Origin of the sequence: Galbibacter mesophilus, assembly GCF_023721415.1 — a bacterium.
GTDB classification, from domain to species: Bacteria; Bacteroidota; Bacteroidia; order Flavobacteriales; family Flavobacteriaceae; genus Galbibacter; species Galbibacter mesophilus.
Map to the genome: position 1 here is coordinate 1 of NZ_JAMQVC010000002.1, position 13,234 is coordinate 13,234.

Here is a 13,234-nt window from a genome sequence, read left to right on the forward strand (position 1 = left end):
ATGGCCAAGACTTAAGGTGGTTATAGCGACGGGGCTCACCTCTTCCCATTCCGAACAGAGCAGTTAAGCCCGCCAGCGCCGATGGTACTACATCCTTGTGGGAGAGTAGGTCGCCGCCTTCTTTTAGGATCCCGACTTCCATTTGGAACGTCGGGATTTTTTTTGCCCAATCCGGCCGTCCCCGCCCGAAAGGAACTCTACAGTAAAAATCTTCATTTATATTATTTTTCTTAATTACAATAGGCATACCTTCCCTACATACTTGAATATGTTATTTGTTATTGGAATATAGGATATGTGGATAATCACTTTTTTGAATTAATAGATTAACAATTTTTGGGAGCAAGAGACCTCAAAATTGCTTGTTTTTGACTAATTTTGATGTTCAGCGCTAAATACAAGAAAACGTAACGTAATTGTTTATTGGAATAGATTGTATTTAAACCTGTGTAAACAAAAAACAACACTATTTTGGGACTTCCATCACTTTTTAAGACTAGAGGGAATAAGTCGTATAACTATACGCCTCGATATTATGATGAAAGAAAAGAACGTTTAGAAGAGCTTAAAAAAAGTAAGGAAAAACGTTCTGATGATGAGTATTTTAAAGGATATCGAAGAAAGAGTTTTAGGGATGATTGGAAAACAGTGCGAAAATCCCGATCCAATGACAATTCCCGACTTCGTCTTGTTGTTATTTTCATAATCCTTTTAATGTTTGCAATTGCAGCGATACGTTATATTAATTTAGATTCTCTTATTTAATGGCAGATATTATTCAGCTTTTACCAGATCATGTTGCTAATCAAATTGCGGCAGGAGAGGTGGTACAAAGACCGGCTTCTGTTGTTAAAGAACTTATTGAAAATGCGGTTGATGCTGGCAGTTCTTCTATTAAATTGATTATAAAGGATGCTGGTAAAACGCTTATACAGGTTGTTGACAATGGCAAGGGGATGAGTCCAACCGATGCTCGTCTGTCTTTTGAGCGACACGCAACTTCTAAAATTAAGTCGGCTGAAGACCTTTTTCAACTTCATACCAAAGGATTTCGCGGAGAAGCTTTGGCTTCTATTGCAGCGATTGCACATGTAGAAATGAATACGTGTTTGGAGGATGAAGAAGTAGGTACGCATCTTAAAATTGAGGGAAGTGAAGTGGTTGCTCAGGATGTTACTGTTACCCCGAAAGGAACTTCTTTATTGGTTAAAAATTTATTTTTTAATATTCCCGCTCGCAGGAATTTCCTGAAATCTGATACGGTAGAATTACGCCATATCATAGATGAGTTTCACCGAGTAGCACTAGCACATCCTTCTATTGAATTTGATTTTTATAACAATGGCAGCGAGTTATTTAAACTTCCAGCTTCCAATTTGAGACAACGTATTGTTCATATCTTTGGAGGAAAAACCAATGAAAAATTGGTTCCCGTAGAAGAAGATACCGAAGTTGTCAATCTTAGTGGTTTTATTTGTAAACCCGAATTTGCAAAAAAAACAAGGGGGGAGCAGTTTTTCTTTGTCAACAATAGGTTTGTTAAAAATTCTTATTTACATCACGCTGTTTGTAGTGCGTTTGAAGGTTTGATAAAAGAACAAACGCATCCGAGTTATTTTTTGTTTTTAGAGGTAGATCCATCAGGAATAGATATTAATATTCATCCGACTAAAACAGAAGTGAAGTTTGATGATGAACACGCGTTGTACGCTATTTTGCGCTCTTCCGTAAAACATAGCTTGGGTCAGTTCAACGTAGCACCGGTGTTGGATTTTGATCGAGATTCTAATTTGGATACTCCATACAATTATAAAACTAGAAGCGCTGACTTTCCTTCTGTAGAGGTAGATGTTAATTTTAATCCGTTCGAGAAAGAGAATAAGGGGAGTGTTTCTGTTCATTATCCCAAGAAAGAAAAGCAAACGGGGAGCTGGGAGAGTCTTTATGTAGGTTTGGAAAGAAAATCAGATTTTAGTTCTATTGAGTTAGAATCAGAAGAAGTTACAGGCTCATTATTTAAAGATGAAACTGAAGAACCTTCCGCAACTACCTATCAATTACATCGAAAATATATTGTTACTACAATAAAATCTGGCATGGTGATCATCAATCAGCATCGGGCACATCAAAGGGTTTTGTATGAACAATATTTAAAGAATATTACGGTAGACAAGGGAGTTAGTCAGCAGCTACTTTTTCCGTTGACATTGAGTTTTTCCCCTTCAGAAATAGCATTACTTAAAGATCTTCAAGATAGTTTGGAGAATACAGGATTCATTTTTTCTGACTTTAAAGAAGATGAAGTTGAAGTTACCGGTATACCGTTGAATATTTCAGAAAGTGAAGTGGGGATGATTGTAGATCAACTATTGTCGGATTTCCAAGCGGAAGTTCCCGAAAGTTCTCTATCCCAAGCCGATATTCTGGCCAAAGCTATGTGTAAAACCTTAGCTGTTAAGAGTGGAGAGGTTTTGAATTTGGCATCTCAAGAAGCGTTGGTTAATAATCTTTTTGCTACCAAAGAACCCACGGTTTCTCCTTTTAATAGGCCAACATATATTACCATGACCGTAGAAGAAATAGATAAAAGATTTTTATAATATTGAAATAAATTCCAAATAATGGGCAGAATTACAGATGCAGTAAAGCATTTATTAATTATAAACGTGTTGTTTTTTATAGCGACACAGCTTTTAGGACAGCAGATGTATGACCTGTTTTCCTTATGGTTTCCTAAAAACGAACATTTTCAGCTCTGGCAAGTAGCCACCCATATGTTTATGCATGGAGGATTTATGCATATTCTTTTCAATATGTATGCCCTATGGGCTTTTGGAACTCCATTGGAACAAATGTGGGGCAGAAATAAGTTTTTCTTTTTTTATTTTTCCGCAGGATTAGGGGCAGCACTTATTCATACTCTTGTTAACTATTATTATTTTAATGATGGTTTGCAGACATTGGTAGCCAATGGTTATAATGAGGCGAATATTATGGATATCATCAGTCAAGGAAAATACGACACTTCCTGGCGAGAGATTATGGGCGAATCTACCATGAAAAACTTTTTAAGTGCTTACATGACGCCTGCCGTTGGAGCTTCCGGGGCGATTTATGGAATTTTAGTCGCTTTCGGGATGATGTTTCCAAATGCAGAGCTTATGCTTATTTTTCTGCCGGTACCTATTAAAGCAAAATACTTTATCCCGGGGTTAATATTATTGGATTTATTCTCGGGCATTACAGGTTTTTCGGTGTTCGGCGGGGGTATTGCACACTTTGCCCATATTGGAGGCGCACTTTTTGGTTTTATTATGATGTGGTATTGGAAACGAAATCAATTTAATAATAACAGGTGGAATTAACCTTTATCTCGATACATCAATTTCCCGATAGTTGAATAAAAGCTTTTTTATTTTTCTTTGTAATACACTCCTCGATGGGGTTTTAAGGCATCGCGAACGGGAATCATATTTTCTTGTTCTACAACGAGGAAGGCTATAGAATGTTCGTTTGGGATTATTTCTTCAGTGCCAGATTTTAGGTAAGGTAAATTTTGAGTGGTCATGAACTCCTGTAAATGAATTTCATAATGTTCTGCAGTTTTTAAAGCGGTGGGACTTCTAAAATCCCATATAAGTTTCAATAAAGGCATTTTGTTATTTTTTGCAAAGATAGTTTCATTTTCAAAATGGATGCCCTTTTTTTCTTCAGCAGAAATAAAAATGCATTTTAGCGTCTAATGCCTACCAACTATCTTATAGCGTTGTTAAAATACTTGATTAGTACCCCCTAATTGTTATTTTTGTCGGAATTGAAGCCTGGGCTTTAATAATAATTCTAGAATGCGCAAGAATCTTTATTTTATATTTTCGTTTTTATTGATGACTTCCTGTGGTTATTTTACTTCAGAACCAGTGGAAAATCCTGTGGCCAGGGTAGGCGAAAATTACCTTTTAAAATCCGATTTAAAAAAGAATATCAATACCGATAAGATTTCAAAGGAAGACAGTATTGTCATAGCCAATGACATCATAAAAAATTGGGCACAACAGCAATTACTTTTGGAAAAAGCAAAGCTGAACCTTTCGGATGAAAAACAAATGGAGTTTGAAGAATTAGTAAGGCAGTACCGAGCAGACCTTTATATTAATGCTTACAAGGAAGGGCTAGTGGAAAAATCCATGGACACGACCGTTACGTATGCAGAGTTGGAACGTTTCTACCAAGAGCACAAAGAGAATTTTAAGCTGAATGAAGATTTAGTAAGGTTACGTTATGTTATGCTTTCCAATGATTTTTCGGAAACGGATAAAGTGCGGGATGCTTTCAAGAGATTTAATAGTAAAGACAAAAAGTATCTTAAGAATGCTGCGTTGAAATTTAATGCCTATTCTTTTAATGATTCCATTTGGGTAAAATCTTCTTCAGTTGTACAAAAAATACCTGGAATCCACTCAGATAATAAGAACGATTATTTAAAAAAATCACATTTTTTTCAGCTATCCGATTCTTTAGGAGTATATTTGGTGGTTGTAAATGAAGTGCTTAATAGAACGGAAATTGCTCCGTTGGAATATGTAGAACCAACGGTAAAGAAAATTATATTGAACAAAAGAAAGTTGGAATTCATTAAAAACTTAGAAAAAGATCTTTTAGATGAAGCCACACGAAAGAAAGAGTTTGAAGTATATACCAAACAAAAGAATAGTAAAAAATAGAATGGAAATGAAAAGAATTATAGGTGTCGTAGGAGGAATGTTGATGATGGCTACCATGCCAATTTTTGCCCAAGAAACAACGGTGGATACTGTTGCCGTTGAGAGTAATAGTTTTGTGGTAAGTAACGACACTACCAATGTTGGAGAAGGGGTTTCTGTAAAGAATGATAGCGTACCAGTGGATAATACTCGTGAAAAAATTGATGGGGTTGCTTCTGTGGTAGGTGATTACGTTATTTTGGAATCTGATATCGATAAAAGTTTTCTAGATATGAAAACCCAAGGAGTTGCCACAGCTAACATTTCTCGTTGCCAAGTTCTTGGGAAACTAATGGAAGACAAGCTTTATGCACACCAAGCGATACAAGATAGTATTGTGGTTTCCGATGTAGAAATAAATAGTACCGTAGATAGACAATTGCAATTCTTATTGTCGCAACCGCAAATAGGTTCAATGGAAAAGCTGGTAGCTTTCTATGGAAAAGAGGATGAGCAAAGTTTAAGGGAAGAACTTTTTAAGGTTGTGAAGGCACAGGAACTTTCACGAAGAATGCAGGCAAAGGTGGTAGAGGGAATAGAAATTACACCTGAAGAAGTGCGCCAGTGGTATACCAATATCCCAGATGACGAGCGCCCTGTATTTGGTGATGAAGTAGAGATAGCACAGATTGTGAAAATCCCTGAACCTTCGAAGGAAGAAGTGGAAAAAACCATAAATAAACTGAAAGAGTTTAAAAGGGATGTAGAAGAGAACGGCTCTAGTTTTGCCATCAAGCAAACTTTATATTCTGAAGATCCTGGGAAAGCTCAGAATGGAGGTGTTTATTCAATTACTAAAAAATCGGGATTCGTACAGGAATTCAAAGATGCTGCCTTTAGTTTAAAACAAGGGGAGATTTCCGAGCCTTTTAAAACTGAATTTGGGTACCATATTTTATATGTAGAAAAAATAAGAGGGCAGGAGCGCGATGTTCGCCATATATTATTACGTCCAGAGATTTCCAGCGAAGCTATTGAAGATACTAAAGCAGAATTGGATAGTATCCGTTCTAAAATTATGCAAGGTAAGTTTACATTTGAGGAAGCTGCCCGAAATTTTTCTGATGAAAAGGAGACACGTTTTGATGGAGGTGTATTAAGAAACCCAGAAACATTCGATACTAAGTTTGAGCTTACTAAAATGGACCCTGCGTTGTACGGACAAATTAGTCCGCTACAGGGAGATGAAATTTCCCAGCCTTTAATGGAGGAAACACGTACGGGAGTTCAGTTTAAGCTGCTGAAAGTTATTAATCGTTTCAAATCCCATAAGGCAGATTACTCACAGGATTATGTTAAGATTAAAGAGTTGGCATTAAAGGAGAAACAGTTCAAGGAAATTGGGGAATGGATGGAAGAGAAAATTGAAGACACCTATATTAATGTAGCTCCAGATAATAGAGACTGCGATTTCGCCAATAACTGGTCAAAAAAATAAAACCACCAACACCAACCCCATGTCTGACGTTACTGCTGTAGAAAATCTAGTAAAAAAGCACGCTGCACTTAAGAAAGAAATAGCCAAGGTTATTATCGGTCAGGAGCATGTTGTAGACGAAATATTGTTGTCTATTTATTCTGGAGGTCATGCCTTGTTAATAGGAGTGCCTGGATTGGCAAAAACCTTAATGGTAAATACTATTGCTACTGCTTTGGGATTGGATTTTAAAAGGATTCAGTTTACACCGGATTTAATGCCCAGTGACATATTGGGGAGTGAAATATTAGATAAGAATCGGGAGTTTACCTTTTTAAAAGGACCCATTTTCTCAAATATTATTTTGGCGGATGAAATTAACCGAACACCTCCCAAAACGCAGTCCGCTTTGTTGGAGGCTATGCAGGAAAGAGCGGTAACGGTAGCTGGACATCACTACAAACTTGCGTTGCCTTATTTTGTGTTGGCTACCCAAAACCCTATTGAGCAGGAAGGGACGTATCCATTGCCCGAAGCCCAATTAGATAGGTTTATGTTTGCCATTAATTTGGAGTATCCATCTTTTGAAGAGGAAGTGGCCGTTGTAAAGGCTACTACAACAGACGACGCTGTTACAGTTAATTCGTTATTTACAGCGGAAGAAATTGTTTCCATTCAGCATTTAATACGTCGTGTGCCAGTAGCAGATAATGTTGTTGAATATGCTGTTAAATTAGTTGGAAAAACCCGTCCTGGAAGTAATTTGGCAACCGACAACGTTAATCAGTACGTAGATTGGGGAGCGGGACCGAGAGCTTCTCAAAATCTAATTTTGGCCGCAAAGGCGCATGCCGTGGTAAACGGAAAATTCTCTCCTGATATCGAGGATATTCAAGCCGTTTCCAAAGGAATCTTAAGACACCGTGTACTTAAAAATTACAAAGCTGACGCAGAAGGTGTTTCCATAGAAGAAATAATTACTTCTTTATTTTAGGAAAGAGCCTGATGCTGGAAGCCGGAAGCTCGATGCTGGAAGTCTGAAGTTAAAGGTTAAAAGTTAAAAGTATTCAGTTTTTAAATTGACACACTTTATTGAACGCTCCGTACAACCTCGAACCCCTCCAACACCCAGTAGCCAAACCCAACTTCCCAATTAACTAATCAACCATCCCATTTCCCTCTCAACTTTTTTAACAAAAAACTACGAGTTTGATAATCAAACCATCGGAATCTTAGTAAATTAATTTTTTAGCTTCAGTGTTTTTGCTTAAATCTCAAAAAAGAAGAATTTATTTTGCCTAAAATCGGCTAAAAATTATTTTTAACTGAATTATTTTTAAAATTTCAGCAGGTGCTGAATGTTTTCTTAAAAACTTTATTAACTCTAGGGTTTTTCGTATTTTCGCATCACTTTCAAATTAAATAATATACAAATAATATGGCTTTTGATATTGATATGATTAAGAAGGTGTATGCTACTATGGCAGAGCGAGTAGACAAGGCTCGTGAGCTTACTGGCAAGCCACTCACCTTATCGGAGAAAATACTTTATTCGCACCTTTGGGACGGGCAACCTACCAAAGCTTTTACAAGAGGTAAAGATTACGTAGATTTTGCACCAGATAGAATTGCCTGTCAAGATGCAACAGCGCAAATGGCACTTTTGCAATTTATGCAAGCTGGAAAGCCTAAAGTGGCAGTTCCAACTACGGTACATTGTGACCACTTAATTCAAGCAAAACAAGGAGCCGCTCCAGATTTAAAGCGTGCGAACGAAACAAGTAATGAAGTATTCGATTTTCTTGGATCAGTATCAAACAAATATGGCATTGGTTTCTGGAAACCAGGAGCAGGTATTATTCACCAAGTAGTATTGGAAAATTATGCATTCCCTGGAGGAATGATGATTGGTACCGATTCCCACACTGTAAATGCAGGTGGTTTGGGAATGGTAGCTATTGGTGTTGGTGGTGCCGATGCAGTGGATGTGATGGCTGGAATGGCTTGGGAATTAAAATTTCCAAAACTTATCGGTGTTAAATTAACTGGTAGCCTAAACGGTTGGACATCAGCTAAAGATGTAATTCTTAAAGTTGCTGGTATTCTTACTGTAAAAGGTGGTACAGGGGCAATTATAGAATATTTTGGTGAAGGAGCTAAAAACCTATCTTGTACTGGTAAAGGTACAATTTGTAACATGGGTGCGGAAGTTGGTGCAACTACTTCTACTTTTGGTTACGATGATTCTATGGAGCGTTACCTACGTTCTACCGATAGAGCAGATGTAGCTGATGCGGCCAATGAAATCCGTGAGTATTTAACAGGGGATGATGAAGTATACGCAAACCCAGAGCAATACTTCGATGAAGTTATTGAAATTAACCTAAGCGAGTTAAGACCACACTTAAACGGTCCTTTTACGCCAGATTTGGCAACTCCTGTTGGTCAATTAGGTGAAAAAGCAAAAGAAAACGGTTGGCCAATTAAAGTAGATTGGGGACTAATAGGTTCTTGTACGAACTCTTCTTATGAGGATTTAACACGTGCCGCTTCTATTGCAAAACAAGCAGTTGACAAAGGGATAAAACCAAAATCCGATTTTGGTATTAATCCAGGTTCAGAACAAATTCGTTACACAGCAGAACGTGATGGAATCTTAAAGATATTTGAAGATTTAGATGCTACCATCTTTACCAATGCTTGTGGACCTTGTATCGGACAGTGGGACAGAAGCGATCTTAAAGGGGAAGAAAAGAATACCATTGTGCATTCATTCAACAGAAACTTCTCTAAGCGTGCCGATGGTAACCCAAATACACACGCATTTGTAGGTTCTCCAGAAATGGTAGCGGCTATCGCTATCTCTGGTCGTTTGGATTTCGATCCAATGAACGATACGCTTTTGAATGAAAATGGTGAAGAGGTGAAGTTGGAAGAGCCTCGCGGAATTGAATTGCCGCCAGAAGGTTTTGCAGTTGAAGATGCTGGTTACGTAGAGCCTCGTGAAGATGGTAGTGGTGTAGAAGTTGCGGTTAGTCCAACATCGGAAAGATTGCAATTGTTAACGCCTTTCGAGCCTATCGGAGATGAAATTAAAGGAGCAAAATTATTGATAAAAGCCCACGGTAAATGTACTACTGACCATATTTCTATGGCGGGACCATGGTTACGTTACCGCGGACATTTGGATAATATCTCTAACAATATGCTTATTGGTGCGGTTAACGCATTCAATATGAAAACAAATTTTGTAAAAAATCAATTATCGGGTGAATACGGTGGTGTTCCAGATACTGCTCGTGAATACAAGGCCAAAGGCGTTTATTCTGTTGTAGTAGGAGACCACAACTACGGTGAAGGTTCTTCACGTGAGCACGCAGCTATGGAGCCAAGACACTTGGGCGTAGCCGCTGTAATTGTAAAGTCTTTTGCACGTATCCACGAAACAAACCTTAAGAAACAAGGTATGTTAGGATTGACTTTTGCAAATGAAAAAGATTACGATTTAATTCAAGAAGATGATACTTTTAACTTCTTAGATCTTAATGAATTTGCGCCAGACAAACCGCTAACGGTAGAAGTTGTACACGCAGATGGTTCTAAAGACGTTATTAAGTTGAATCACTCATACAACGATTCCCAAATTGCTTGGTACAAAGAGGGATCGGCATTAAACCTTATTAAAAAGCAGAACGCTTAAGAAAATAAGATTATTATTTATAGAAAAGCTCCTGAGAAATCAGGAGCTTTTTTAATTATGCACTATTCTTAAAAAAGTAACAGCATACTTACCCATGCTATTTTTAGAGGTAAGCGACGTAAAGGATTACTACACTTTATATTCTGGTCGTTGGACTTTATATTCCGGCTATTGCATTTTATATTCTAACTATTGAACTATATATTCCCGCAATTGTACTGTATATTCTTGTCGTTGCACTTTATATTATAGCAATTGTACTTTATATTCTTGTTGTTGCACTTTATATTTAAGCGATTGCACTGTATATTCTAGCTATTGTACTTTATTTTCTTGTTGTTGCACTTTATATTTAAACGATTGCACTTTATATTCTTGTCGTTGGATTTTATATTCGAGCTATTGCACTTTAAATTCTTAAGTGTTTATTTTTTAATCAATGAGATACAGTTTTCTCAACAAAATCAATTAATTCAGTTGAGATTTTATTTGAAGGGATTTCTTTGGGCAATGGTAAAACAATCCAGGTCACATCATAATCTACTTTTTCATTAGTTGCTAAAGTGCTGTATTTACCGTGGTTTTCCAGTTCTATATACTGTAATTCGGTATTCATAAAAATTTCAATCTCGCCGTGATTAGGGGCAATCTGGGAAGGTGTCAAATCCTTCATTTTTTTTATGAATAGAAGTCCGCTAGCATTAACATGTGCCAGCCAGCCACCTTTTGTAAATCCAAATAACTTTTGTTTTCCTTGGTAGCGTTCGTCGTGAATCACGTAAGTTATTCCCAAAGTTTCCTTTGCGGAAAGGCTAGAACGTGATAATGGATCGGTTTCTTTTCTGAAGAAACTCATGCCGCCATAAGGCACTACGGTAACCTCCCATGGTCCGTTTTTTACGGTTTCTTTACCTTTATTTATAAGTTCGTATGCCAGTTTTAGGGCGTTCTTGCTATCGCCCTTTTCAAACTTCTTGATCATTTGTAAGCTACTTGTAGTATCTACTTCGCTTTCGAATGCGTAATTAGCTTTACTTTTTTCAACCTTATAAGCACCTTTATGTAAACTATAATAAGGCGGCCATCCCCATTCGTTTTGAGGCGCAGGCCATAAAGTAGAACCGAAATTAGGTAAGCTATCTGCCGCCTGCTTTAAGATTTCATTACCATCATAGGTTAAAGACGTAATACGGGCTCCTGTATTGGCATCTATCTTAATTTTAACATTCTTATTTGTGACCTGATATACATTTTCATTGGTTTGGCAATAGGAAAATGTCGCTGTGAGACCTACAAAAAACGTGTATAAAAGTTTTTTTTGAATGTTTTGCGTAATGATTGATGATACGCGTTTGATTGGTTTTTTCATAAATAGACAGTGTCTTGTGGGTGGTTTTAAATTAATCAAATAAAAGTTTTTTGTTATTTACTGAATTATAAAAGTTCTAAGCAGTTTAATTTTCTGGTATTGAGTCATTTAACATGATTTAGTACCCTACATGGTTTTTACGTTTTTTATAAACAGATGATGTTTGATAAACTTTTTTTTCTGAAAAAGAAACATTAAGTATTTTTAAAGTCTTTTTGACGTTTAATCTAAAAAACATAAAGTTTCATTCGTAAATATATATTTTTTTATGAAATGTCCACTAATCACGTTTAAACTCAGAAATAGGATTCTTTGGGCATTCCATTTGATCTATAATTAATAAACAAAATTCCAACAGATGAAATATCAACTCTCAATCGTAATTGCCTTATCGGCTTTGTTTTTTTCATGTAATACCAGTTCCGAAGGAGGAAAAAATGAAGAGAAAAAACGACCGAACATTCTATTTATAATGTCGGATGACCATGCTTACCAAGCCATCAGTGCTTATAATAATAAGCTAATTGAAACCCCGAACATTGATAGAATAGCCAAAAAGGGAATGCTGTTCACCAACGCAAGTGTTACCAATTCCATTTGTGCTCCATCGAGAGCTGTAATTTTAACAGGGAAACACAGTCATATAAATGGAAAAGTAGATAATCAACATCCTTTTGATACAACACAAGTTACTTTCCCGCAGTTGTTTCAAAAAGCAGGCTACGAAACTGCTATGTTTGGTAAACTTCATTTTGGGAACAATCCAAAAGGTTTTGATGAATTTAAAATTCTTCCAGGACAGGGCGCATATTACAATCCGGAGTTTATTACGAAAAAAGAAGGAAATGTAACCATTCAAGGCTATGTGACGGATATTATTACTGATATGACGTTGAATTGGTTTCAGAAAGAAAGAGACACTACAAAGCCTTTTTTAATGATGTACCTGCATAAGGCTCCACACCGTGAATGGTTACCGGCCTTGCGTCACATTGAAAAATTTACCAGCCAAGAATACCCAGAGCCAGAAACGTTGTTCGACGATTATGAAGGTAGGGGAACGGCTGCTAAAACTGCTGAAATGAGTATTCTCAAGCACATGAATTATAGCGGTGATAACAAAATTGTACCGGAAATAGTTGAAGAGTTGGGAATTACTACCGATTCTTTATGGAATCCCGGTGGATTTGCCCGTGAAATTGGTAGGATGACTCCTGAACAGCGTGCCGCTTGGGATTCTATTTACATGCCAATTAACGAAGATTTTAAAAAGCGTTTTGCATCAATGGACAGCGTGGAATTAATGAAATGGCGTTACCAACGATACATGCAGGATTATTTAGGAAGTATTGCTGCGGTGGATGAAAACGTAGGCCGTGTATTGGATTATTTAGAGGAAAGCGGTCTGGCAGATAATACCATTGTAGTTTATACCTCCGATCAAGGGTTTTACTTAGGCGAGCACGGTTGGTTTGATAAGCGTTTCGTGTATGATGAGTCTTTTAAAACACCTTTATTGGTTCAGTGGCCTGGTGTTATTGAAGAAGGCTCCAAGAATACACAAATGGTACAGAATTTAGATTTCGCCCCAACCTTTTTGGAGGCTGCTGGCATAGAAATTCCCAACGATATGCAGGGAGAAAGTTTGATTCCGCTTTTTAAAGGGGACACTGAAAACTTTAGGAACGCTGCTTACTATCATTACTACGAATATCCTGGGATACATTCCGTAAAAAGACATTATGCAATAGTAACCGAGGAATATAAATTGATTCATTTTTATTATGATGTGGATGAGTGGGAGCTGTATGATAGAAAGAAAGATCCAAAGGAGTTGAAGAATGTTTACAACGACCCAGAATATGCGGAGGTTAAAGAAAAACTACATGAAGATCTTAAAGCTTTAAGGAAAAAATATAAAGACTCAAAAGAGTTGGATCAAAAGTACATCGATCAATACGAGAACGGAGGACACTAGATTAAAAAAC

Annotated in this window: 10 protein-coding genes and 1 rRNA gene; 9 read left to right on the plus strand and 2 right to left on the minus strand. The window is 37.1% G+C overall.

The genetic code is table 11. The annotated features are described in order from the left end of the window. Nucleotides 1-12: 12 nt before the first annotated feature. From rrf to NDQ75_RS07045, 4 genes are all read left to right on the plus strand, one after another. Nucleotides 13-122 (plus strand): 5S ribosomal RNA (gene rrf / locus NDQ75_RS07030). 349 nt (nucleotides 123-471) lie between these two features. After that, nucleotides 472-765: a hypothetical protein gene (locus NDQ75_RS07035; RefSeq protein ID WP_202026752.1), complete on the plus strand. Its 294-nt coding sequence runs from the start codon at nucleotides 472-474 to the stop codon at nucleotides 763-765. Further along, complete coding sequence (gene mutL / locus NDQ75_RS07040) at nucleotides 765-2,600, plus strand: DNA mismatch repair endonuclease MutL (protein ID WP_202026753.1); 1,836 nt, start codon at nucleotides 765-767, stop codon at nucleotides 2,598-2,600. Before NDQ75_RS07035 ends, mutL begins: the two co-directional genes overlap by 1 nt. A gap of 21 nt (nucleotides 2,601-2,621) precedes the next feature. Continuing rightward, entirely contained in the window at nucleotides 2,622-3,365 is a 744-nt protein-coding gene (locus tag NDQ75_RS07045; protein ID WP_202026754.1) for a rhomboid family intramembrane serine protease, read from the plus strand. Between the two features lie 47 nt (nucleotides 3,366-3,412). Here NDQ75_RS07045 and NDQ75_RS07050 read toward each other — a convergent pair whose 3' ends face one another. Continuing rightward, a complete protein-coding gene (locus tag NDQ75_RS07050) occupies nucleotides 3,413-3,655 on the minus strand; it encodes a hypothetical protein (RefSeq protein WP_202026755.1) in 243 nt (80 codons plus the stop codon). Nucleotides 3,656-3,845: 190 nt separating this feature from the next. On the opposite strand from NDQ75_RS07050, the gene NDQ75_RS07055 reads away from it, so the two are divergent. The 4 genes from NDQ75_RS07055 (at nucleotide 3,846) to NDQ75_RS07070 (ending at nucleotide 9,877) form a co-directional block, all read left to right on the plus strand. Continuing rightward, nucleotides 3,846-4,721: a peptidyl-prolyl cis-trans isomerase gene (locus tag NDQ75_RS07055; RefSeq protein ID WP_202026756.1), complete on the plus strand. Its 876-nt coding sequence runs from the start codon at nucleotides 3,846-3,848 to the stop codon at nucleotides 4,719-4,721. A gap of 7 nt (nucleotides 4,722-4,728) precedes the next feature. Beyond that, on the plus strand, nucleotides 4,729-6,198 hold the full coding sequence (locus NDQ75_RS07060) for a peptidylprolyl isomerase (RefSeq protein WP_202026757.1): 1,470 nt from the start codon (nucleotides 4,729-4,731) through the stop codon (nucleotides 6,196-6,198). Nucleotides 6,199-6,217: 19 nt separating this feature from the next. Then, nucleotides 6,218-7,171 carry an AAA family ATPase gene (locus NDQ75_RS07065; RefSeq protein ID WP_202026758.1) on the plus strand — a complete coding sequence of 318 codons (954 nt, stop codon included), beginning with the start codon at nucleotides 6,218-6,220 and terminating at the stop codon, nucleotides 7,169-7,171. 444 nt (nucleotides 7,172-7,615) lie between these two features. After that, on the plus strand, nucleotides 7,616-9,877 hold the full coding sequence (locus NDQ75_RS07070; protein WP_202026759.1) for an aconitate hydratase: 2,262 nt from the start codon (nucleotides 7,616-7,618) through the stop codon (nucleotides 9,875-9,877). 436 nt (nucleotides 9,878-10,313) lie between these two features. Here the strand turns inward: NDQ75_RS07070 and NDQ75_RS07075 are convergent, their stop codons facing one another. Beyond that, the gene (locus NDQ75_RS07075; RefSeq protein WP_202026760.1) at nucleotides 10,314-11,246 is read right to left on the minus strand and encodes a DUF4380 domain-containing protein; all 933 of its coding nucleotides are present in this window, start codon (nucleotides 11,244-11,246) and stop codon (nucleotides 10,314-10,316) included. 358 nt (nucleotides 11,247-11,604) lie between these two features. Between NDQ75_RS07075 and NDQ75_RS07080 the strand changes: the two genes are divergently transcribed. Next, nucleotides 11,605-13,224, plus strand: a complete 1,620-nt coding sequence (locus NDQ75_RS07080) for a sulfatase family protein (RefSeq protein WP_202026761.1) — start codon at nucleotides 11,605-11,607, stop codon at nucleotides 13,222-13,224. Nucleotides 13,225-13,234: the final 10 nt, after the last annotated feature.